This window comes from Micromonospora sp. GCM10011542 (assembly GCF_042650685.1).
Taxonomy (GTDB): Bacteria; Actinomycetota; Actinomycetes; order Mycobacteriales; family Micromonosporaceae; genus Micromonospora.
On sequence record NZ_JBHSBO010000039.1, the window covers coordinates 1 to 23,174 of the forward strand.

Annotated in this window: 17 protein-coding genes and 1 pseudogene; 7 read left to right on the forward strand and 11 right to left on the reverse strand. The window is 68.8% G+C overall.

The window, feature by feature from the left end:
• Positions 1–486 precede the first annotated feature (486 nt).
• From ACFOW4_RS13360 to ACFOW4_RS13370, 3 genes are read right to left on the reverse strand one after another with little or no spacing between them, the layout of a single operon-like run.
• A complete protein-coding gene (locus tag ACFOW4_RS13360) occupies positions 487–1,218 on the reverse strand; it encodes a HEPN domain-containing protein (RefSeq protein ID WP_377527533.1) in 732 nt (243 codons plus the stop codon).
• A complete protein-coding gene (locus ACFOW4_RS13365) occupies positions 1,205–2,266 on the reverse strand; it encodes a DUF262 domain-containing protein (protein ID WP_377527535.1) in 1,062 nt (353 codons plus the stop codon). Before ACFOW4_RS13365 ends, ACFOW4_RS13360 begins: the two co-directional genes overlap by 14 nt.
• 4 nt (positions 2,267–2,270) lie before the next feature.
• Complete coding sequence (locus tag ACFOW4_RS13370) at positions 2,271–2,651, reverse strand: DUF4259 domain-containing protein (RefSeq protein ID WP_377527536.1); 381 nt, start codon at positions 2,649–2,651, stop codon at positions 2,271–2,273.
• Between the two features lie 568 nt (positions 2,652–3,219).
• On the opposite strand from ACFOW4_RS13370, the gene ACFOW4_RS13375 reads away from it, so the two are divergent.
• The 3 genes from ACFOW4_RS13375 to ACFOW4_RS13385 all read left to right on the forward strand — a co-directional run bounded on the left by ACFOW4_RS13375 (position 3,220) and on the right by ACFOW4_RS13385 (position 6,028).
• Positions 3,220–3,423, forward strand: a complete 204-nt coding sequence (locus ACFOW4_RS13375) for a hypothetical protein (protein WP_377527538.1) — start codon at positions 3,220–3,222, stop codon at positions 3,421–3,423.
• Positions 3,424–4,258: 835 nt separating this feature from the next.
• The gene (locus ACFOW4_RS13380) at positions 4,259–5,011 is read left to right on the forward strand and encodes an SDR family NAD(P)-dependent oxidoreductase (protein ID WP_377527539.1); all 753 of its coding nucleotides are present in this window, start codon (positions 4,259–4,261) and stop codon (positions 5,009–5,011) included.
• Between the two features lie 279 nt (positions 5,012–5,290).
• Positions 5,291–6,028, forward strand: coding sequence for a VOC family protein (locus ACFOW4_RS13385; protein WP_377527558.1), 738 nt, complete (start codon positions 5,291–5,293; stop codon positions 6,026–6,028).
• Positions 6,029–6,053: 25 nt separating this feature from the next.
• Here the strand turns inward: ACFOW4_RS13385 and ACFOW4_RS13390 are convergent, their stop codons facing one another.
• Positions 6,054–6,503, reverse strand: a complete 450-nt coding sequence (locus ACFOW4_RS13390; RefSeq protein ID WP_377527541.1) for an iron chaperone — start codon at positions 6,501–6,503, stop codon at positions 6,054–6,056.
• A 316-nt stretch (positions 6,504–6,819) separates the two neighbouring features.
• Here ACFOW4_RS13390 and ACFOW4_RS13395 point away from each other — a divergent pair, with 316 nt between their 5' ends.
• Positions 6,820–12,276, forward strand: a complete 5,457-nt coding sequence (locus tag ACFOW4_RS13395) for a carboxyl transferase domain-containing protein (RefSeq protein WP_377527542.1) — start codon at positions 6,820–6,822, stop codon at positions 12,274–12,276.
• An 81-nt stretch (positions 12,277–12,357) separates the two neighbouring features.
• Here the strand turns inward: ACFOW4_RS13395 and ACFOW4_RS13400 are convergent, their stop codons facing one another.
• The 3 genes from ACFOW4_RS13400 to ACFOW4_RS13410 form a co-directional block, all read right to left on the reverse strand.
• A complete protein-coding gene (locus ACFOW4_RS13400) occupies positions 12,358–13,383 on the reverse strand; it encodes a WxL protein peptidoglycan domain-containing protein (RefSeq protein WP_377527544.1) in 1,026 nt (341 codons plus the stop codon).
• A 92-nt stretch (positions 13,384–13,475) separates the two neighbouring features.
• A complete protein-coding gene (locus ACFOW4_RS13405) occupies positions 13,476–15,020 on the reverse strand; it encodes a fibronectin type III domain-containing protein (RefSeq protein ID WP_377527545.1) in 1,545 nt (514 codons plus the stop codon).
• Positions 15,021–15,282: 262 nt separating this feature from the next.
• Positions 15,283–15,945: a hypothetical protein gene (locus ACFOW4_RS13410; protein ID WP_377527546.1), complete on the reverse strand. Its 663-nt coding sequence runs from the start codon at positions 15,943–15,945 to the stop codon at positions 15,283–15,285.
• 183 nt (positions 15,946–16,128) lie between these two features.
• Between ACFOW4_RS13410 and ACFOW4_RS13415 the strand changes: the two genes are divergently transcribed.
• Together ACFOW4_RS13415 and ACFOW4_RS13420 are read left to right on the forward strand one after the other, a co-directional pair.
• Positions 16,129–17,346 (forward strand): HupE/UreJ family protein, encoded by a 1,218-nt coding sequence (locus tag ACFOW4_RS13415; protein WP_377527548.1) that lies wholly within the window; start codon positions 16,129–16,131, stop codon positions 17,344–17,346.
• 110 nt (positions 17,347–17,456) lie between these two features.
• Entirely contained in the window at positions 17,457–18,080 is a 624-nt protein-coding gene (locus tag ACFOW4_RS13420; RefSeq protein ID WP_377527550.1) for a TetR/AcrR family transcriptional regulator, read from the forward strand.
• A gap of 74 nt (positions 18,081–18,154) precedes the next feature.
• Here the strand turns inward: ACFOW4_RS13420 and ACFOW4_RS13425 are convergent, their stop codons facing one another.
• The 4 genes and pseudogenes from ACFOW4_RS13425 to ACFOW4_RS13440 form a co-directional block, all read right to left on the reverse strand.
• On the reverse strand, positions 18,155–18,904 hold the full coding sequence (locus ACFOW4_RS13425) for an SDR family oxidoreductase (protein ID WP_377527551.1): 750 nt from the start codon (positions 18,902–18,904) through the stop codon (positions 18,155–18,157).
• A 287-nt stretch (positions 18,905–19,191) separates the two neighbouring features.
• Positions 19,192–20,420, reverse strand: a pseudogene (locus ACFOW4_RS13430) (low temperature requirement protein A).
• A 51-nt stretch (positions 20,421–20,471) separates the two neighbouring features.
• A complete protein-coding gene (gene trpS, locus ACFOW4_RS13435; protein ID WP_377527553.1) occupies positions 20,472–21,530 on the reverse strand; it encodes a tryptophan--tRNA ligase in 1,059 nt (352 codons plus the stop codon).
• A gap of 88 nt (positions 21,531–21,618) precedes the next feature.
• A complete protein-coding gene (locus tag ACFOW4_RS13440) occupies positions 21,619–21,795 on the reverse strand; it encodes a hypothetical protein (RefSeq protein ID WP_377527554.1) in 177 nt (58 codons plus the stop codon).
• Between the two features lie 308 nt (positions 21,796–22,103).
• Here ACFOW4_RS13440 and ACFOW4_RS13445 point away from each other — a divergent pair, with 308 nt between their 5' ends.
• A complete protein-coding gene (locus ACFOW4_RS13445) occupies positions 22,104–22,367 on the forward strand; it encodes an SCO4848 family membrane protein (RefSeq protein ID WP_377527557.1) in 264 nt (87 codons plus the stop codon).
• Positions 22,368–23,174: the final 807 nt, after the last annotated feature.

The following is a 23,174-nucleotide window of genomic DNA, read 5'->3' on the forward strand; positions in this document are numbered from 1 at the left end:
CGTAGCGACGACCCACGCGCTACATCATCCGACACCAAGATCCTTTGAAGACACCGCCTAGGGGCCAAGCCAGGCCGCCCAGGACCGGACCGACCAGCGGCTACCCAGCACGACGACCCGATCTTGTCCAATTCCCAAGCTGACAGTCTGGGACCATGTGTCGGAGCCACCGGGGCGAAACGCAGCCGGACAAGACCGAACCACAAGTTGCGGAGGCCGTGACGACCAGGGCGACGCGGACGGTCGCGGACGGTCTGGAAGTGGTCTTGGGAATCTCCAGGATGGAATTCCGGGTCCGTGGGTGGTGGGGTGGGATGCCATCCCGCCAGCCACCGATCGAGGCAAGCCGAGCAGACCAGGGCTAGGGCGACAGGGTCGTACGTCCCGTAGGCCCGCTCCACGATGCGTCGGTCGGCGGCAAATGGGATGCCAAAGCACGGAACAAGGGCGGGGCACCTACCGCTGCTTGAAGGCGGCCGTCAGCGGTTACGCATCGATCTCAGCGACCCTCGAGCTCAAGTACTGCTCTTTGTCCAGGTATTCACACCACTGTTCTACAAAGTGGATTGCGAAGCTGGATACATCATCAATGTATCCCTCTATCTCGCTGGTCGTGCGACCTGCCTGTGAAAAGATATCAGTAAAAGGCATGTTGCCGTGCGCCACGTCGTTTCTAATTAGCGCCATCTTCTGAAGTGCGGAAGACCATGAGGCGCTAGGAAAGGCGACGTCGGGAAGGCCGTATACGAGCCAAAGGCGATTGAAATGCTCAGGCTTGAGAGTCTTGCCATCCAAGGGAGGTTGCGGACCTTTGGAAGGGATCGGCAGCGCAAGGAGATCAGCGCAGCCCTCTAAGGTCGTGGTGAATGACCTCGTACTCCACAACTTCGAGTGGTCCTGTACAGCTCGTAGACTCTCAAAGGCGTCGTGAGCGGCCAACTGGCGCATGCATTTACGCAGCTCCTTGTGTGTCAAGGTGCTGGCATTTATGGCACGATGAGTCTCCTGTATTGCGAACTTCGTCAGAGCCTCCAGCTCTGCCATCACTCCTACAACCGCGGCACCCCTGGCTTCCCTTGTCAGAAACTGCCAGCGGTGAAGGTCCTCTTTTGCGAGTTTCTCGGCCGCGACCATGAGTCGCTTCAGGTCGTCAACGCGTCGCAATAAGCGATTGCAGTGATCCCTAATCTTCTCCGTCAACACACTATGAGCGCGCACCGAGCAGCACCTTTGCTCGATCGATTCGCCGACGAAGCATCGCTCTAGTGTTCGTTGCGCCGGTGCTTGAGGCTTTCAGCTCCTCATCACGCAGCCAGTCTGACGTCGGTACTGCTATCTCTGCCCCCTCCTCCTGCAGTTCGGCGACTGCAACGAGGCATGCTTCGAATTGAACTAGGGGAGTCAAACTAATCCCCGGACGTACGAATGGGCGACCCTTGCAGATCGCACTGAGTGTCTGGACTGCATCAAGGAAACGCTGGCGCTCGCGCTTGTAATCGAAGTTGCTCTGGGCGTGCTGCATGTATCGATTGCAGAAGCCGCTAACTTTGCCGTCGAATTCATCACGGTAATTCTTGTAGGCAAAGAACTTTAGGACCTGTTCCGCCTTCGTTCCGTCATGCTGGCGCGCCCGTTGAAGCTTGAGGAGACTGAGAAATGTCTCATCCGCGGCAAGTTCCTCCAAGAAGTTATTGAAGGGACCTCGATATACGCAAGCCCTGACCTCCTGTGCCGTGAGGGTCACGGTTCCCCGGTTCAGTCTTTCAAAAAGATCGAACCGCACCTGCAAGTCGCTCTTATCGGTCAGAGATATAACCTGCAAGGGCTGCCGACCGAAGTATACTTGCAGGCTCTTCGGCAGTTCCGCAAACGTCCTACCGTTCAACTGGTTAAGCTTCTCAAGGCCCTCTAGGATCAGCGGCTCTCGCCGGTTGGCGAATTTGAGATCTTCTGTGCTTTCGCCCATGAAGTGAAGCAAGCTGGAAAGGCGCTGCAGGCCATCGACGACTTCCCATTGAAAGCCTACATTCGTCGCGACGAAGATTGGTGGGATTGGAAGGCCCAGGAAGACGGATTCAATGAAGAGTGACTCCCCGTCTTCGGTCCATCGAAACTTGCGCTGATACTCAGGAGCTACATTTAGCTCCTCGTCCGTCATCATTCTTACAAGTTCGCGGACCGAGAAGTTGTGATTGGCTACATCAACCTTGCGCCGCTCCGTAGTTAGCTGCGCCTCTAGGGTGTCAAGGTCATCTTGCGAACTCATGTGGCTACCCTAGTGGGCCGGTCCTGGTCATGGATGCCCCGATCGGTAGAGGAGTCTCCGTCCTGCAGGTCGGACAGATCGAGGCAGCCGGCTGGCTAGGTAGACCTAACGGCCCGGGTGCAGGTTCTGCAGACGGCGAGGAACTGCGCAACGCCCGCGGGGTTGTGCACAAGCTGAAGTAGAGCCTGACTTCTACCGAGGGCGCGCCCGACCCCAGTGCCGCCGCTGACCGACGCCCATGTTTGCCCCACAGGCTGCCGCCCCCTGCTGTTGTCAAGACAGCACGAACGATCCCTGCCCGCTCGGACGGATGGGCGTCGTGGAGGTCACCACACCTGTCGGCGGCGTCGTCGTTGCCGAACGGTCCATGGTCCCAAGCGCCCATCTGCTCCTCCGACCTTCTGCGGTAAGCGCCGCGTCGTCACTCTCTCGTCCCGGTGCCGTTGCCCGGTCCGCACAGCCATCCGTACAGCCAAGCCGGTCGACGGCGTACGGCGATGATTGGCCCTAGCCGATGCGGCCTGCAGGTCGTTGTTGCGTCAGTCATCGTCGGCCTGTTGCTGGTACCCGCATCGTCCAGGCGGTGGTTTCACGACCTGCCGGTGGAGGAGTAGCGCGCCGCCGTCAGTTGGGCGTGCGGTCCGCATCTAGTCCGCAAGAGGTCGAGGACGGCGGGGGAGCAGTGTGAGATGCCGAGAGCCATTCCCGCTGGTAGACCCCTTTGCGCCCAGGTCGTTCGGGTGGGCAATTTGATCTCGTAATGCGTAGGTCTTGGCCACCGCCAGGCGGGCCGGGCAGGACCGCGAGGCCCCTGTTGCGGCTCGTCTGCCGCCTGGCCCATGCTGTTGGACATGGCCACACCTAGGGGGAAGCGGCTAGAGCGGCGCCACCCGCGCCGCCTACCTCCGGCTGCTTCCGCGCCCCGCCGCGTCCGCCTTCGCCCCATCGCCGACATGGCGATCCTGCTGGGCAATGTCCGGATACCGCCAGCCGAACAGGCCGACCGCCTCACGCTCATTGATCGCTGGTGCAACTTCGTCCTGGATCAACCAGTTCTCGTGTATCCCGGCGAGAGGATCTGGCAAGAAGACGGCCACCTCCTGGTACAGCGGCTCGATGGCCGAGTGGACGCCTACGCCGGCGGCATGAACCGCTGATCCTCACGGCTCGCTGCGATGGCTGACAGCAACCATTGACAGCAACACCCTCGGACCATGAGACACGGATGGCGACACCCACAGAAGCAGGGCCAGCCACGGACGCCGGGGACGGACCGTTCCGGACAGCCTCGCCGAGGCTACGGATCAGAAGGTTAGGGGTTCGAGTCCCTTCGGGCGCACAGAGCAAGGGGAAGCCCCCGACCAGCCGAAACGGCAAGGTCGGGGGCTCTTTCGTGTCCGCCAAGATCAGGCTTCGGGCGGCCGTGTATCCAGGCTGGGAGCCGCCGGGTACCTCACTGCCCAACGTGCGACCGTTCGGTATGACCCTGGCACTCGGGCCCGACAGACCCGAGCGGCTTCGCGGCGCTGGGCGTGAACGAGACGCTGGTGCACGGTCACGACATCGCCGAAGGGCTCGGCATCCGCTGGCATCCACCCGAATCCCTCTGCAGCGCCGTGCTCGCCCGGTTCTTTCCCCACGCTCCGGCCGGGAATCCAGTCCAGGTGCTTCTCTGGCCCACAGGGCGTACTGACCTTCCCGGCCGGGTGGGTCGCGACTTCCGCCACCTGTTCCCGTATCTGCCCCAGCAGTCCGGCAACAACAAGCGGCTACGGGCCGCGTCCGGACTGATCACTGGCTCGACGCCCGTGGGCTGCGGCTGCTCGAGGGAGACGGCCAAACGCTCGGACCTGGCCGGCTGGGCCTCATACGGTTACCGTGCGTCGCCATCGTTGGATACACTTGCTTGTGCAAGCAACTATGGATGGGTTCGACGAGAGGTTTAGCCGTCCCACGTCCATCGACATCGGCGCAACAACCGGAGGTACTGACATGAATCGTCTCGAGGGGCGCGCTGCACTGGTCACAGGCTCGACGAGCGGAATTGGACGCGGTGTGGCGGAGGCGATGGCCCGCGAGGGCGCCATCGTCGTCGTGACCGGACTTGGCTCGGAGCTCGGAGCTCAGGTCGTCGACGGAATCGTTGCGGAGGGCGGCACCGCCCACTTCGTCGAGGTAGACCTCTCTGCGGGTGGCTCCGAGGTCCGCCGCCTTGCACAGGAGGCGACGGCCCTGGCGGGTCGGCCGATCGACATCCTGGTCAACAACGCGGCCTTTCTCGTGCCGCCTCACCCCATGACAGAGTCGACCGAGGAACAAATCGACCAGGTGCTGGAGGTCAATATCAAGGCCCCGTTCCTTTTGACGGCGGCCCTGGTGCCCGGCATGGTGGAGCACGGCGGCGGCTCGGTGATCAACATAGGCTCGATCGGCGGCGTAGAGGGAATCAAGTTCACCTCGCTGTATGGCGCCAGCAAAGCAGCCCTGCACTCGCTGACGAGGTCGTGGGCCGCGGAGCTGGCCGCTGACGGTGTGCGGGTGAACACCGTCGCCCCCGGACCCACCATCACGGAGGCGAACGAAGACCTCCGCCCCCTCCTGGAGAAGATCGCCGAGAGCAACCCGGACAGGCATACGGGCAGCGTGCAGGATACGGCCGCAGCTGTGATCTTCCTCGCCAGTGAAGAGGCGTCACACATCCACGGTGTACTCCTCCCAGTGGACGGCGGGGCCCTCGCGGTCTGAGAGGGCGGCTACGGAAACGCCCCGCTTGGGGATGAGAGCCTGACCCGCGGAAACGCGGGTCAGGCTCTCATGCTTTCCCGTCCCTGGGGTCCGCTCGAACTCCGGCGCTACGCGAACGGTCGGCGTGTTCGCGTGACCCGCGCGCGGGGTCGGGGCCCGGCAACGAAGGCCAGCCCAGGTTGTCTCGTCCTCGGTGCCGTCATGCCGATCTTCGGCACCCCGAACGACCACTCCCGTTCGGGAACCACCGCCGACTCGACAGGCCCTAGCATCACCGGCATGGCAACGCGGCTCGTGCAAATCAACATGAAGGCTCGGGACGACTCCGCGCTGGGCGCTTTCTGGGCGAAGGTGCTCGGCTGGGGAGTCTCCAGCGAGGGACCCGGCGTGACCAACCTCGAACCCGAGGGCTTCGTCTACCCCGACCCCGTCGCCGTCTGCCTCGACCTCGTCGTCTCCGCGGAACCCAAGACGGTGAAGAACCGCGTGCACGTCGACCTCGCCACCACCTCAGCGGCCCATCAGGCGGAGGTCATCACGCGCCTGAAGGATCTCGGCGCGACACCCGCCGACGTGGGCCAGGGCGACGTCCCATGGACGGTCATGGCCGACCCGGAGGGCAACGAGTTCTGCGTGCTGGACCCCCGACCGCTCTACCGAGACACCGGACCGATCGCCGCGGTAGTGGTCGACTGCGCGGATCCGCGAGCCATGGCCCGCTTCTACGGCAAGGCCATGGACTGGACACTGCACGAGGTGACCGACCACAGGGCGGTGATGCGCTCCGCCAAGGGTGTCGGCCCATATCTGCAGTTCCTCCGCACACCCGACGTGAAGACCGTGTGGAACCGCGTCCATCTCGACCTGCGCCCATACCAGGGTGACGACCTGGAGGCCGAGGCGGCCAGACTGCGGACGCTCGGCGCCACCGCCGTCGACCTCGGCCAGAACGATGTGCCGTGGACCGTCCTCGCGGACCCGGAAGGCAACGAGTTCTGCCTCCTCACCCCCAGCTGACCCGAACCGTGGCGCCGGGCGACGGTCAGGAGATCGCAGCCCGTACCAACTCGACGACCTTCTTCTCCACCGCCGGGCTCCACTTCCGCAGCGCGTACGACACCGGCCACAGGTCCCCGTCGTCGAGGTTGGCCGTGTCCTGGAAGCCCAGCGTCGAGTAGCGGTAGTTGAACTTGCCCGAGTCCTGGAAGAAGACGACGATCTTACCGTCCTCGTTCGCGTACGCGGGCATGCCGTACCAGGTCTTCGGCGACAGTTCCGGGGCGGTGGCGGTCACCGTCGCGTGCACGTGCTCCGCGAGCGCACGGTCCTCCGGCGCCATCTGTGCGATCCGGTCGAGGACCGCCTGGAGCCCGTCGGCCTTCTTGGCGCCCTTCTTGCCCTCGGCGCGCAGCTCGGCGACGCGCTCCTGCATCGCGGCACGCTCCGCGCTGCTGAAGCCGGTGGACCCGTTCGTGGCACTCTTCGCGGACATTCGCAGCCTGCCTTTCGTCGCTGGGAGGCTCGGCGCGATGCCGGCCAACTGCAGAAAGGCTAGGCCCGCCGGAAGTCCGGGCGCTTCTCGATTCCTGACCAGACGGGACCGGATGGTGAGGGGCCAGGGTCGGGGTCGACCGGGCCCGACCGGTGGTGTGGGGCCAAAAACTTTTGGTGGTTTCCTACAAATGACGGCCGGGTGGTTCGGCGATAGCGCCATGGCGGTACCGCCCGGTAGGCGGAAAGGTAACCACTGCCGGGAGCCGTCGTCTCGCGGCGCGCACGTCACAGGTCTACCAAAAGGGGTCAATCGGGTGTTCAACCGTGTTGCCATCGTCAACCGTGGTGAGGCCGCCATGCGTCTCATCCACGCGGTCCGAGAGTTGGCTGCGGAGAGCGACGTCCCGATCGAGACCGTCGCGCTCTACACCGACGTCGACCGCACCGCCACCTTCGTGCGTGCGGCGGACATCGCCTACGACCTCGGTCCTGCGTCCGCTCGCCCGTACCTCAACCTGGCGACGCTGGAGCAGGCCTTGATCGAGACCGGGGCCGACGCCGCGTGGGTCGGCTGGGGTTTCGTCGCCGAGGATCCGGCGTTCGCGGAGCTGTGCGAGAAGATCGGTGTCACCTTCGTCGGGCCGAGCGCGGAGGCCATGCGCCAGCTCGGCGACAAGATCGGCGCGAAGCTGATCGCCGAGGAGGTCGGCGTGCCGGTCGCGCCGTGGAGCCGAGGTGCCGTCGAGACCCTGGCCGCGGCCCGGGCGGCGGCGGCCCGGATCGGCTACCCGCTGATGCTCAAGGCGACCGCAGGCGGTGGTGGACGCGGCATCCGCGTGATCACGAACGAGGCGGAACTCGACGACGCGTACGAACGCACCAGCCAGGAGGCGGCGCGGGCGTTCGGCAGCGGGATCGTCTTCCTGGAGCGTCTGGTGACCGGTGCCCGGCACGTCGAGGTCCAGGTGATCGCCGACGGGCAGGGCACCGCGTGGGCGCTCGGTGTCCGCGACTGCTCGGTGCAGCGACGCAACCAGAAGGTCATCGAGGAGTCGGCGTCGCCGGTGCTCAGCCCGGAGCAGGCGGCCGAGCTCAAGGCGTCGGCCGAACGGCTGGCCGTGGCGGTCGGTTACCGCGGCGCGGCGACCGTCGAGTTCCTCTATCACCCCGGCGACCGGCAGTTCGCGTTCCTCGAGGTCAACACGCGCCTGCAGGTCGAGCACCCGATCACCGAGCTGACCACCGGGTTCGACCTGGTCAAGGCGCAGTTGCACGTCGCCTCCGGTGGGCGGCTCGACGGCACGCCGCCGGTGGAGCGCGGGCATGCCATCGAGGCCCGGCTGAACGCCGAGGACCCCGACCGCGACTTCGCGCCGTCGCCGGGTCGCATCGCGCGGCTGGACCTGCCCACCGGCCCGGGTATCCGGGTGGACACCGGCGTCAGCGAGGGCGACACCATCCCGGCCGACTTCGACTCGATGATCGCCAAGATCATCGCGTACGGTCGCGACCGCCACGAGGCGCTCGGCAAGCTGCGCCGCGCGATGGCGAACACCACCGTGATCATCGAGGGTGGGGCGACGAACAAGAGCTTCGTCCTCGACCTCCTCGACCAGCCCGAGGTGATCGACGCCAGTGCGGACACCGGCTGGATCGACCGCGTCCGCGGTGAGGGCAGGCTCGTCGCGCACCGGCACTCCGCCGTCGCGCTGGCGGTGGCCGCCATCGAGGCGTACGAGGAGGAGGAGCGCGTCGAGCGGCAGCGGCTGCTGTCGACGGCGTCCGGTGGGCGTCCGCAGGTGCAGCACCGCAGCGGCCGACCGCTCGACCTGAAACTGCGCGGCGTCACTTACCGCATGCGCGTGGCGCGGGTCGGCGCACACCGGTTCCGCGTCGGGATCGAAGCGGGCTCCGCCGTGCGTACCGCCGACGTCGAGCTCGACCGTTTCGACCGCCACACCGGCCAGGTCGTGGTCAACGGCTCCCGGTACCGCCTGCTGGCCAGCACCCACGGGCCCACCCACCTGGTCGAGGTGGACGGTGTGACGCACCGGGTCAGCCGTGACGAGGGCGGCGTGCTCCGTTCCCCCATGCCGGCGCTGGTCGTCGCCACGCCACTGGAGGCCGGCGACGAGGTGGAGGCGGGAGCGCCGGTGCTGGTGCTGGAAGCCATGAAGATGGAGACGGTGCTGCGGGCGCCGTTCCGGGCGCGGCTGAGGGAGTGCTCCGTCTCCGTCGGCAGTCAGGTGGAGGCCGGTGCGCCGCTGCTGCGGCTGGAGCCGCTGGCCGACGAGGGCGCCGAGACCGCGAGCGGCCCGGCCGCCGTCACCGTCGAGTTGGACCTGCCCGCCGCGTCCGAGGACGTTCCGGCGTACCTGCGCAGCAGGCGCGGTCAGGAGGACCTGCGCGGCCTGCTGCTCGGCTTCGACGTCGACCCGCACGACGACAGTCGGGTGCTCGACGACTACCTCACCGCACGACGGGCGGCCGTCGAGGACGGCCACCGGCCGCTGGCCGAGGAGCTCGACCTGGTCACCGTGTTCGCCGACCTCACCGAGCTGAGCCGCAACCGGCCGACGGGCGAGGACGGCGACGGCCACGTCTACAGCGCGCGCGAGTACTTCCACGCGTACCTGCAGAGCCTCGACATCGAGCGGGCCGGCCTGCCCGCTTCGTTCCAGGCCAGGCTCGCCAAGGCGCTCGGGCACTACGGGGTCACCGACCTGGAGCGCTCTCCCGCGCTCGAAGCCGCCGTCTTCCGGATCTTCCTCGCCCTGCAACGGGCGTCCGCCGATGCCACGGTCGTCGCGACGCTGCTGCGCGCGTGGCTGCGGGAGTCGCCGCCGGACGAGACGCTGCGCGAGCGCGCCGGCCTGGCGTTGGAGCGGCTGGTGGCCGCCACGCAGGTCCGCTTCCCGGTGGTCGCCGACCTCGCCCGGGGCGTGGTGTTCGCCTGGTTCGCCCAACCGCTGCTGCGCCGCAACCGCGCCCGCGTCTACGCCCAGGTCCGGGGCCACCTCCGGCACCTGGACGCGCACCCGGACGCGCCGGACCGCGCCGAGCGCATCGCGGAGATGGTACGCAGCACCGAGCCGCTGGTCCGGCTGCTCGGCCAGCGGCTCGTGCGCGACCACCTCGACAACACGGTCATGCTGGAGGTGCTGACCCGCCGGTACTACGGCAACAAGGCGCTGATCAGCGTGCGGGCCCGCGAGGTCGCCGGCTGCCGGTTCGTGGTCGCCGAGCGGGCGGACTCCAGTGTGGTCTCCACCGCGGTGCGCTTCGACGCGCTGGGCAGCGCGCTGCGTGGGCTCGCCGAGCTGGCCCGTGACGAGGACGCCGTCGACGCCGACATCTACCTCGGCTGGGAGGACCAGCCGGAGGACTTCGACGCGATGGCCGCCGCGCTGCTGGAGGTCATCGCCGCGCACCCGCTGCCAGGGGTCCGCCGGCTCACCGCCACGGTCGCGGGTCGCGGCGGCGCGGTGATGCACCACCACTTCACCTTCCGCCCGTCGGGTACGGGGATCACCGAGGACCGGCTGATCCGCGGTCTGCACCCGTACATCGCGCAGCGGATGCAGTTGGAGCGGTTGCACAAGTTCGACCTGACCCGGCTGCCCTCGTCGGACGAGGAGGTCTACCTCTTCCAGTGCGTGGCCCGGGAGAACCCGTCCGACGAGCGCCTCGTCGCGTTCGCCCAGGTGCGGGACCTGACCGAGCTGCGCGATCAGGACGGCCGGCTGGTCGCGTTGCCGACCACCGAGGACGCCATCGCGGCCTGCCTCGACTCGATCCGCCGGGCCCAGTCGCGGCGACCGTCGAAGACGCGCTTCACCACCAACCGGATCGTGGTCTACGTCTGGCCGCCGAGCGAGCTCACCCGTGCCGAGATGGAGATGATCGCCGGGCGGGTGCGCCCCACGACGGGGGGCGCCGGGCTGGAGGAGATCCTGTTCATCGCGCGGCAGCGCGACCACCGGACCGGCGAGTTGACCAAGATCGGCGTCCGGATCTCCTTCGACGTCACCGGCAGTGCAAAGCTGACCATCGGCGAGCCGCCCGTCGAGCCGGTCGAGCCCATCGACGACTACCGGCTGAAGGTGCTGCGCGCGAGCAGCCGCAACACGGTGTACCCGTACGAGCTGACCGGCCTGCTCGGGGACTTCGTCGAGCACGACCTCGACGAGCACCACGCGCTGGTGCCGGTGGACCGGCCCAGGGGGCGCAACAGCGCCGCCATCGTCGCCGGAGTGGTCAGCACGCCGACCGAGCGGCATGCGCAGGGTGTCAGCCGGGTCGTGCTGCTCGGCGATCCGACGAAGTCGCTGGGTGCCCTGTCGGAGGCGGAGTGCCGCCGCGTGATCGCCGCGCTGGACCTCGCGGAGCGGATGCGGCTGCCGCTGGAGTGGTGGGCGCTGTCCGCCGGTGCCCGGATCTCGATGACCTCGGGCACCGAGAACATGGACTGGGTGGCCGCGGCGCTCAAGCGGATCGTCGAGTTCACCCAGGCCGGCGGTGAGATCAACATCGTGGTCGCGGGCATCAACGTCGGGGCGCAGCCGTACTGGAACGCCGAGGCGACGATGCTCATGCACACCAAGGGCGTCCTCGTGATGACGCCGGACTCGGCCATGGTGCTCACCGGCAAGCAGTCACTCGACTTCTCCGGTGGGGTGTCCGCCGAGGACAACTTCGGCATCGGCGGCTACGACCGGGTGATGGGACCGAACGGGCAGGCGCAGTACTGGGCGCCGAACCTGACCGCCGCGCGGGACGTGCTGATGTCGCACTACGACCACACGTACGTCGCGCCCGGCGAGGAGGCGCCGCGGCGGGCGAGCACCACCGACCCGGTGGACCGCGACATCTCCACCTTCCCGCACGACGTGCCGGGCAGCGCCTTCGCCACGGTCGGCGAGATCTTCTCGGCCGAGGCCAACCCGGAACGCAAGAAGCCGTTCGACATCCGGACCGTGATGCGGGCGCTCGCCGACCAGGACCACCCAGTGCTGGAGCGCTGGGCGGGCATGGCCGACGCGGAGACCGCGGTGGTGCAGGACGTGCACCTCGGCGGCATCCCCGTGTGTCTGCTCGGCATCGAGTCGCGATCAGTGCCGCGACGCGGCTTCCCGCCCACCGACGGCCCGGACACCTACACGGCCGGCACGCTGTTCCCCCGGTCGTCGAAGAAGGCCGCGCGGGCGATCAACGCGGCCAGCGGCAACCGGCCGCTGGTGGTGCTGGCGAACCTGTCGGGCTTCGACGGCTCGCCCGAGTCGATGCGCAAGCTGCAGTTGGAGTACGGCGCCGAGATCGGCCGGGCGATCGTCAACTTCCGCGGGCCCATCGTCTTCTGCGTGATCTCGCGGTACCACGGCGGCGCGTTCGTGGTGTTCTCGAAGGCGCTGAACCCGAACATGACGGTCCTCGCGCTGGAGGGCTCGTACGCCTCGGTCCTCGGCGGCGCCCCCGCCGCCGCGGTGGTCTTCACCGCCGACGTCAACGCCCGCACGGCGGCCGACCCGCGCGTGCGGGACCTGGAGGCCCGCGCCGCGGCGGCGACGGGTACCGCACGCGCCGCGCTGACCGCGGAACTCGACGAACTGCGCTCCGCGGTACGCGCGGAGAAGCTCGGCGAGGTCGCCACGGAGTTCGACCGCGTGCACAACATCCAGCGTGCCGTCGAGGTCGGCTCGGTGGACGCCGTCATCCGCGCCGCCGAACTGCGCCCGCGCGTGATTGAGGCGATCGAGTCGCGCCTGGGCTGATGCCCGGCCCGGCCGGGGACTTCCACCAGGGAGTCCCCGGCCGCCCCGCCGGGGCTCCCGAAGCGTCTGCTCGCCAGCCTCCTAGAGGCGAGCGCCCTCGCGGCGTCTGGCCTGACGGCGCCGGGAAGCCAGACCCGCAACGACGATGAGCCCACCAAGGACGACGAGGACGAGCAGCAGCAGCGTCCAGGGAACGGTCCAGGCGTGCGTCGTGGTCTCGACGCTGGCGAGTGGGGCGATCGAACCCGACGCGTCGGTGAGCAGTGGTACGAGGGTGACCGTCCCCGTCAGCCTCAGCGCGGGGGCCACTCCGTGTATCGGCACCGAAACCTTCCAGGTCTCGCCCGGGAGCAGTTGGGGCGGGTCGTCAATCTGCCCGGCGCGGACGCCCAAGCGCCCGAAGGGGCCGGATACGGACACCACCTGCCGCGCGGTGAGGACGCTGTTGCCCGTGTTGTGGATCGTGTACGTGACGGTGGCGTCACCCTTCCCGAAGGGATTGGCCGTGCCCGAGTAGCGCACCTGCGGGTCCTCCACCGACATGCTCGGCTTGAGCTCGCCACCCACGCGTAGACGGATTCGGATGCCGAGACGCCGGTCCACCTTGCTCCCGTCCGTTTCGCTGGCCTGCGCCAGCGAGGTGACGACGCCGCCCAGGTAGTCGCCGGGCGCGGCGTCGTTCGGAAGAGTGACCGTGAACGGCACCTCAACCGACCCGCCGGGCCGGACGGTCACGTGGTCCCGATCCACGTGGGCCCACGCACCCACCCCTGTCGACCTCGCAGTCTTGGTGACCAGGTCGAGCTGACCCTTGTCGGTGGTGAACCCGTCGGCGGCGTACACGGCCAGGTCGAGTGGAGTGGTGCCGTGGTTGACGACCACGAGACCGTCCTTGAGCTGCCCGCCCGGGTTGAGGGTGTAGGTGTAGTTCGGGCGGCCGGAGCCGAAGTCGTTGGAGGCCGTCGTGACCGCCCAGGGGACACCGCCGTCCGCCGCGGCGGCCCCGGCCCCCACTCCGACGAGGCCGAGCGTGGCGAGCAGCACGACGGCAGTGGCCCGGGTGAGGGCTTCGACTGCGGTGGTCGTACGCGGTCTGGATGGGTGCATCTGGTGATCCTCGGGCAGTTCTCGACGGATGAAGGAAAGGCGATGGGGTGGGCACCCGAGGGTGCCCACCCCACCAGGTGGATCGGGCCGGGTCAGCTCAGCGCGGTGAGCGTGAGGGTCCCGGTAGCACCCTCGGTCGTCTGCTGAAGCCAGCCAGCCTCAGCCGCGGCCGGCGTGGGCACGCTGGCCGAGATGCTGTGGCCATTGCCGCGGTACGGGTTGATCACGACCTTGTCGACCGTGGAACCGACCGGCTGGGCGGCGGTGGCGCCGCTGTTCGGGCCGCACCACGACTCCTGACCCAGCTCGACCGCAGCGTTGGGGGCGGCGCAGGTGCCGCTGCGGATGTTCTCGACGACGAGCTTGTTCTTGCGCACCTCGACCTTCACGTAGGTACGGACGTGCTCCTGGTTCTCGACCGAGTTGGCCCAGTGGCTGTTGGGGTTCAGCGGGTCGGGACCGTAGTTCGGGTCCTTGGTCGTGTTCGGAGCGGTGAGGTCGTAGTACTTCGAACCCGACGCGGAGTTCGCCGTCACGTAGATGACGCCGCCCGGACCCTCGGCCACCTCGTTGGCGCCGGGCTGCTCGTCCGGGTGCGCCTTCTGCCCGTTCTTGATCGCGTAGCTGCGGGAGTAGCTGTGGTCGTGCCCCTGCAGGACCAGGTCGACGCCGAGACGCGAGAAGGCGGTCGGGAAGTCCTGACGGCGCTTCTGGTTGTCGGCGTCGTTCGCGTGGCTGGCCGGCGAGTAGATCGAGTGGTGGTAGACGAGCACCGTGTACTTGGCGTCGGCACCGTGCGCCTTGACGACGTCGGTGACGTAGCCGATGTGGGCCTCGTCGGAACCGTTGGCGTAGGCGTTGCTGTTGAGGTCGATGAACAGGACGTCCTTGTACATGTACCAGTAGTCACCGCCCGACCGGGTCGTCGTGCTGCCGTTGTAGAACGGCGCGGACCGATCGGTGTTCGGAGTCCAGAAGTGCTGTTCGTACGCCTTGCCGCCGACGTCGTGGTTACCGATGGTGGCGGCCCACGGGTACTGGCGCAGCTTGTCGGACGCGAGGAACGCGTCCCACTGCGTCTCGGTGTTGGCGGTCTCGGTCTGGTCACCGCCGGAGACCAGCAGTTCGGCGTTCGGGTTCGCGGCGAGGGAGACGTTCAGGGTGTCCGCCCACCCGGCGCCGTCCTTCGCCACATTGCCGGACGAGCCGATCTGCGGGTCGCCGTAGAACAGGAAGTCGAAGTCGCCCTCGAAGTCCTGGGTCTTGAAGGAGTACGTCGTGGACCAGCCGCCCTCGGTGCCGACCCGGTAGGAGTAGGCAATGTCCTCCTTCAGGCCGTCGATCGTGGCGTGACCGTTGTAGCCACCGTTGACGCTGTTCGCCGCGATGGTGGCCGGGAAGGTGACGGCGTCCGCGGGGAACTCGCCGTTGACGAGCCGGGACGTCGGCGCGACCTCGACCACCTGCGCGGTGCCGGCCGAGGAGTACCAGGACACGGCGCGCTGCGACTCGGTGGCGCCCACGCCCAGGACGATGCCGGTGGGCGTCACGGTGTCGGCAGCGCTGGCCGCGTTCATCAAGCCGCTGGCGAGCACTGCGGTGACGCCCAGGGCCGCCGCGCCGGCGCCTGCGGCCATCCTGCGTCGAACAAGGCCGGGGGCCTGTGTCCGGTTGTCGAACTTCATCTGTTTCCGTCCGTTCGGGTGCGAGGTATGAAGCACCCCATCAACGTTTCCGAGGCGGGTGTCCTCGAGATGAACGTGGGACCCGCGGACGGGTTGCACGTGCCGAAAGTTTGTGGCCTGACCTCGGCGAACTCGCTGCACGAACCACAGCGGGCGATCGCGGACACACTCGCTGCGACCACCATCGGCGTCCCGCGGATCATTCGGGCTGGAGCTAGTCGAGCCAGATGACGATCCCGGTGAGGTCGTGGAGTACGGCCGCGACGCCCGCCCTGATGGCGGCCGCACAGCGCTCGGCGGTGAACGAGCCGGGGTCGTACGTCGAGGACATGCCGAGCCCTTCGCCACGGAACGACGCGCCGGACCAGTCGACCGCCGTGACGTTGTAGGTGGGCTCGGCCAGTTCCGCGCCGACCACCAGGAAGTGCTGCGACAGGTGGTTCGCGGTGACCAGCGCGAGGGGGTCGATGAGGTCGTTGCCCGCGCTGACGACGAGGTCCGGACTCAGCTCGAGGGCCTTGGTGATGCCGGCGACGGGGTCGTGGACGTCGGCGACCACCGTCCTGAGGTCGACGTGCTCGTCGTCAGCCCACTCCTCGACCGCCGTGACGAGGGCCTTGGTCGGGTGGTCGTCACCGGCGGTCAGCAGCACCACGCGGTAGTCCTTCGACGGGTGGACACCGTTCCAGGAGCCGGGCCGTGGCGTGACGGTCGATTCCGGAGCTGGCCGGGCGGAGGGGTCGACGAACCCCGGGCCGAGACTGCCGATGGCGCTGGGCCGGGGGTGTGGCCGGGACCAGTCGTCGCCGGAGCTGCATCCGGTGATCAGCGCGGCGGCCGTGGCCAGGATGGCGACGGCCCGAAGTGGGGGGCGCAAGGTGGTCGTCCTCCGAGGGGTGGCGGGGAAGCGCGATTGCTTCTTTTCGTTCCTATCCCAGTTCCGGCCGCATTCGATCCACTGGCAGCCGTTCCGAGGCTTTGTTCCACAGCGGTTCGCCGGTGGTCGGGCTGGTGTTCACCCGTGGCGTGCAACGTGCACTGACCTGGTGAAAGGAGCGGCATGCCGCAGGGCGTCCGTCGTACCGTCATCGTCACCGTCGTCGGAATTGCCGCAGCGGTGATCGCCCTTTTGAACGCCGGGCCGGCGTTCGCCCACGGCTTCTCGTCGACCGTGTACGTCGGCGTCACCGCGGGCGACGAGGGTCACATCCGGACGGCGCTGAAGCTCGAATACGACCTCCTGGTGGTGTCGGCCGCCGACTACGGGCACGACGATTCCCTCTTCCAGGCGGGGACCGCCGCATTCGAGGCCGGTGACCCCGACGGGCAGGGCGGGGCGCTCAACGCGCACGCCGCGCCGGCCGTCCGGTACGTCACCGAGCACCTCTCGGTCACTTCGGCGGGCAGGGCCTGCGCGCCGACCCCGGTCGGCGACTTCACGATCGGCGCCCAGGAGGGCGTGCCGTACGCCGATCTGCTGCTCGACTGGGCGTGTGGTGGGCGGGGCGACGAACACGCGGTACGCAGCGGGCTGTTTGGCGACGCCGAGGGCTACGTCAAGGGCACCAAGACGATCGTCACGTACGACATCGACGGCCACTCGGGCAGTGCCGCGCTCGACGCCGATCGTCCGTCCTTCTCGACGGCCCAGTCGTGGTACGAGCGGTTCTGGGAGTTCTTCCGCCTGGGCGCCGAGCACCTGCTGACCGGGCTCGACCACATTCTGTTCCTGCTGGCGCTCATCGCCGGGTCGCGGCGCCTGCGGGAGGTCGTGCTCGCGGCCACGAGTTTCACCCTCGCGCATTCGGTGACGTTCCTGCTGGCCGCCCTCGGTCTGGTCGACGTGCCCGCGCGGGTCGTCGAGCCGGTCATCGCGCTGTCGATCGCGGTGGTCGCCGGCTGGTACCTGTGGCGCGTCTGGCGTCGCCGCGACCACGCCGCCGACCTCGAGCCGGCGGGGCGTGGCCACTTCAGCCTGGACCGGCCCGGCTGGATCCGTCTCGGGGTCGTGTTCTGCTTCGGCCTCGTGCACGGGCTGGGCTTCGCGGGCGCGCTGGGGATCGACGAGGCGTGGTCGTGGACACTGCTGTGGTCCCTGCTGGTGTTCAACGTCGGCATCGAGGTTGCACAGTTGGCGATCATCGCCGCTGTGTTCCCGCTGCTGATCGTGTTGCGGAACCGTACGCCGAGAGCGGGTCTCTGGACGACCGGCGCACTGTCCGCCTTCGTGTCCATCCTGGGCCTGCTCTGGTTCGTGCAACGCGTGTCGGCATCCTGAGCAAGGCCCACTTCCGCGACCCGCTCCCGGGAGCCGTCGGGTACGGACGCCCCTGTTTTTGTACCGGCCGGTTGACCAGGAGTAATCTGGGTCCCTGAGGAGGTGTCGGAATGCCGCAGCAGGGTAGACCGCGCTCGTTCGACGCAGAGGCCGCGCTGGAGCAGGCGATGGACGTCTTCTGGCGGCACGGCTATGAGGGTGCCTCGCTGACCGAGTTGACCGCGGCCATGGGCATCAACAAGCCGAGCCTGTACGCGGCGTACGGCAACAAGGAGAACCTGTTCCGCGCGGCGGTGAACCGCTACGCGGAGACCGAGATGGCGTACGCGCGCGACGCGCTGGCCCAACCCACCGCGTACGAGGTGGCGGCGACGATGCTGCGCGCCAACGTGGTGGCGCTCACCCAACCCGGCCGACCGGCCGGCTGCCTCTCGATCCAGGGTGGCACCGCGTGCGGTGCCGACAATCCGGGGGTGGCCGAGTTCCTGGCCGCCAGCCGGTTGACCGGTGAGCAGGCCCTGGCGTCGCGTTTCGCCGCGGCCGTCGCCGAGGGCGACCTGCCCGAGGGCGCCGACCCCGCAGCGCTGGCCCGGTTCGTGATGGTCGTGGCGGAGGGGCAGGCCGTGCATGCCGCCGCCGGGGTGTCCCGCGCCGACCTGGAGAAGTCCGCCGAGATCGCGCTGCGCGCCTTCGCCGCGACGGCGTACCCGGAAGGGCTTCCCGCGCGCACCTGACCCCGGCTCAAGGTACGGAAACGAGGATGGGCCGGCTTCGCGGGTGATGCCCACGAAGCCGGCCCTTTCTTGGGTCAGATCTGCTCGCTGCCGCCGTCGACGAAGATCTCGCCGCCGGTCATGAAGCTGCTCTGGTCGGAGGCGAGGAAGAGGACGGCGTTGGCGATCTCCTCGGGCTGGCCCATCCGGCCCAGCGGGACGGTGGAGGCGAGCATCTGGAGCAGGCCGGCGGCCTCCTCCGGGCTGTTGGCCAGACCGGTGATGCCCGGGGTCTCGGTGGGTCCCGGGATGATCGTGTTGACCCGGATCTTCCGGCCGGTGAGCTCCGCGGCCCAGGTGCGGCCGAAGGAGCGGATGGCGGCCTTGGAGGCGGCGTAGACGCTGAACGCCGGCGTGCCGTTGCTCGCGGCGGTGGACCCGGCCAGGATGACCGAGGCGCCGTCGTTGAGGACGGGCAGGGCCTTCTGCACGGTGAACACGGTGCCGCGCACGTTGCGGTCGAACGTGTCGGTGAAGTGCTCCAGGGTGATGCTGCCGAGCGGGGCGAACTCGCCGCCGCCGGCGTTGGCGAACAGCACGTCCAGGCCGGCGCCGCGGGCGGCGATGGCCTCCACGACGGTGTCCAGGTCGTCCAGATTGCCCACGTCACTACGGATCCCGGTGACATTGCCACCGATTCCGGCCACGGCCTCGTCGAGTTGCGCCTGCCGACGCCCAGTGATGAACACGTGCGCGCCCTCGGCGGCGAAGCGCTGGGCTGCGGCCAGGCCGATGCCGGTCGTGCCGCCGGTTACCAGGGCGGTCTTGCCATTGAGCTGACCCATGGGGCTCGTCTCCTTGCGAGATCGGAAGCAGTTCGGTACCGCTCGGTACATAAATGAACCTAGCAGGCACGTCGTCGATTCCCCAATTCTGTACCGACCGGTTGGGTGGGCTGGATCACCGTCGGCGACCCAGCCTTGCGAGCCCGGCCTCCGGTCCCCTCGCGCATGGCACCGCGGCGGCCCGGTCGAGCGCCATGACCGGCGACGGCGTCAGGCCCAGCAGCAGGTCGTGGAGCGCCACCACCTGGGGTCAGTCGGTGCTGGCCACGTCGGGCCCGGTGGCGGGCTTACGGGCGGACCGGGGGGTTCGGCTCGATCCGGGGGTCGCGTCGGTCGATCCGCCACTCGTAGCAGGTCAGGCCGACCAGGAAGACGGTCAGTAGGCTGAGCGAGGCCAGGGCGGGCAGGGATCGGCCGACCGGCAACAGGGCGAGCGGCAGCAGCGCGCCGATGAGCTGTGCCGGCCGCACAGCGCGCACGGTGAGCCGGCGGAAGACCAGCCGGCCGAGGAGGTAGAGGGCGGCACCGCCGTAGAGGGCGGTGGTGGCGGTCCAGTCCAGTCGGCTGGGGGCGTCCGGCTCGGCCGTCAGCCGCCCGAGCACCTGCTCGATGCCGAGCGCGACGTAGATGGCGCCGGTGATCAGAGGGGCGTGCCCCAGGCCGTACGCGTCGCCGGCCACGTCGGCCCGCCGCTCGACCGGCAGCCCGGCGACGGCCCGCCGGGCGGTGGGGGCCAGCCGGTCGAAGTACAGCCACCACAGGCAGACCGTGGTGATCAGGCCGAGCAGCGCCGCCACCAGGCCGGGGCCGCTTGTCACCGCCGACTTCGTCTCGGCTCCCGCGGCGATCAGCGACTCGCCGAGCGCGATGATCAGCACCAGCCCGTACCGCTCGGTGAAGTGCTCCAGGCTGCGCAGCTGCCACGGGCGGTGGGCGGACGCGATCCGGGCACCGCCGACGTCCACCAGGAGCGCCACCGTCCAGAGTGCCGTCTGGGCGGTGCCGCCGAGCACCGCGCCCAGGACGAGCGGCAACCAGGCCGCCACCACCGGCACGGTGAAGAACCGGAGGGTCGCCCGCAGCGGCGGTTCTCCCCGGCGGCCCAGAGCAGCAGCACGAGCTGCACCGCCCGCCCGACCAGGTAGGCCAGCGCGAGGATGAGCGGTGCGTCGAGCGGTCCCGGGCCCTGCTGCCAGGCGTCCGGCAGCACCAGCGCGGCGACGAAGACCGCGGCCATCGCGACCAGGGTGGCCGCGCGGACCGGGCCGACGTCCGCGCGGACCAGGTTGCCCAACCAGGTGTACGGGCTCCAGGAGTAGAGCAGGAGCAGCAGGAGGAGCAGCCCCTGGGCCAGGGTGAGCGGCGTCGGCGACTGCGCCATGAAGGTGATGACCCGGGTCAGCGCGAACACGAAGACCAGGTCGAAGAAGATCTCGAACATCGTGGTCCGGTGTGTCTCCGCAGTCGGCACCGGACGAACGAAGATCCCCCTCATCCTGGCATTCTGCGCTCCCATCAGGGTGTGCCGCCGAGGAGTCCAGCACCGCACCGGGACGGCCGCTCCGGTTCAGGCCGGGGCGTCGGATCGCCGGCGGCTCCGCTCGGCCCGCCGTCGCACCTGCTGGTACGCCCCGGTCAGCCCCATCGCCCGGCGTACCTCGACCAGGGTCCGCCGAACCTCCTCGCGGGTCCGCTCGGTGCCCTCGACGATCAGCCGGTCGACCAGGCCGCGGTCGTCCTCGATCGCGGCCCGGCGCTCCCGGACCGGCGCCAGGAACTCCTCCAACGCCACGATGAGCCGCTCCTTGACCTCCACGTCACCCACCTGGCCGGCCCGGTAGCGCCGCGCCAGCTCGGCGACCTCGGCGCGGTCCGGGTTGAACACCTCGTGGTACGCGAAGACCGCGTTCCCCTCCACCGTGCCCGGCACGTCCGCCCGCACCCGGTTCGGATCGGTGTACATGCCGAGCACCTTGCGGCGTACCGTCGCCGGGTCGTCGGAGAGCGCGATGGTGTTGCCCCGACTCTTGCTCATCTTGGCCGCGCCGTCGGTGCCCACCAGGCTCGGTGTGTCGGCCGGGATCAGCTCCGGCACGGGGAAGACCGGGCCGTACAGGTGGTTGAACCGGCGGGCGATCTCCCGGGTCACCTCGACGTGTGCCGCGTTGTCCCGCCCCACCGGCACGACCTCGCCCTTCACGCAGAGGATGTCCGCCGCCTGGAGCACCGGGTAACCCAGTAGCCCGTACGGCATCTCCTCCTTGCCGGCGTCCCGGGCCATGTCCTTCAACGACGGCACCCGTTCCAGCCGGGGCACGGTCACCAGGTTCTGCAGGAGAGTGTTCAGGTCGCCGACCTCCGGGATGGCCGACTGGAGATAGAAGGTGGCGCGGGCCGGGTCGACGCCGGCGGCGAGGATGTCGGTCACCATGTCCCGGGCGTTGCCGGAGACCCGGTCGATGTCCTCGCGGCGGTTGCGGGTGGTGAGCATGTGCAGGTCGGCGATGATGAAGAAGCTCTCGTACCGTTGGTGCAGCCGCACCCGGTTGGCGATGCTGCCGACGTAGTGGCCGAGGTGCAGGCGGCCGGTGGGCCGGTCGCCGGTGAGCATCCGTGCAACGGACATGGTGGTACGCCTCTCAGTGCGGGGATCGATGGGTCACGCGCGCGCGTCGAGCGGGGCGGATCGCCCCGTCGGTCAGCGGATCAGGCTTTCAGCGAGCCGTCCGCCATCGCGCGCCGGCGCGGAACCGCAGTCCACCGGCACGGAGTACGTCGACGATTTGCTCCCGGCCATCGCCGGAGTTGCTCGGGCAGGCTGGCACCACGCCGAGCGGGAGGCCGTCGACCTGGTCGACCGCCTCCGGCGCGTAGCTGCTCTGCCGGACCATGGACCCACGCTACCCGTGGCCCCCGAGCCGCGCCGCCCGCTCCGCGGGGGTAGCACCTTTTCGGACGGCTTCCTGGCCGACTCGACACGATCCACCACCCGGACCCCGGGCGAACGCGACTATCGACGGCGGCGGGAGCTGCTTCTGACCGACCCGTCGACGCAGGCCCTCACGACTGAGGCCGCGCGCGCTGATCCGCCCTCCGGCGAAGCGGTGCCGGCCCGGACAGGCCTCGGCCGGCTTCGACAGGCTCGTCGCTCGACCCGGGTTCCGGCCCGTGACCAGGGCCGCTGGCATACTCGGCTGCCATGGTGCTGTCGCGGCGATGGGCTGTCTTCCTGGTCGGGGTCGGCGTGTGGACCTGGGTGATCTGGCCGAGGTTCGCCGTCGCCATCTGGCAGGACCCGCGCTCCTGGGCCTCCGGCACGGTGGGCGAGGGCGCCGCCACCAGCTTCCTGTGGGTGCACGCCCTGCTGATTGCCGCCTCCCTGGCCATCGGCACCACTGTCGGCGTCCTCGGCGTCCGCGCATGGTTCGCTGCCCGTCGGCGGACGGGCGCCCCCACCTCCTGACCGGCCACGACCGCACGACTGCTGTCCCCCGGTCACCTGCCTCTGAGGGGCAGACCAAGCCCACGAGAAGGTCACCCGGTCCCATGGACCCGTCGAGGTACGGCGGACCGCCGCGTTCGCACCCGGTAGCCCGCGTCGCAGTCTCCGTGGAATACGGACGCCGCCCACGGCGCTGACTCTGCCGTACCCCCGAGCCCTGCGACTCCTGCCGGGCCGGGCCATCCGGCGGGATCGAACCCGCGCTGAGCTGCGACGGTGTCTCGTACCGACCGGATGTGACGCGGGACGCTACCCGCGGATTTGACGATCAAACCCGCGGACGCGTAACTTTCTCTCTGCCAGCGCGGAACGGACGAAACGGGGCGAAGCCCCGGAGGCCGGAGCGCAGGACAACCTCCGGATCCAACGGGTTACACCTGACGGACTCGGAACGGGCGGTGCCCATCTGATCGGCCAGCGGGTCGATTTGGTGCGGCGGAGCCGACCGGGTAAGGTTTACGACCGGCAGGGCACCGGGCGAGCTCGCGGGAAACCGCGACGGCCGGCCTGCCAAATCCGATGAACAGGCGCAGCGGTTCGCTGCTGCGCTCGGACGCCGGAACCAACCCGCACGAAGCGTGACACACCGGGACACACGGTTTGACACGACAGAGACGGTGAGGTAACGTAGTAAAAGTGCCCGGCGCCAGTGAGCGCCGAGGACGCGAACGAATTGCCCCGGATGGGGCCCTCCTGGTGGGGGTTCCTGATCGGTGTGTGGTTGTTCTTTGAGAACTCAACAGGGTGCTTGATAAGCCAGTGCCAATT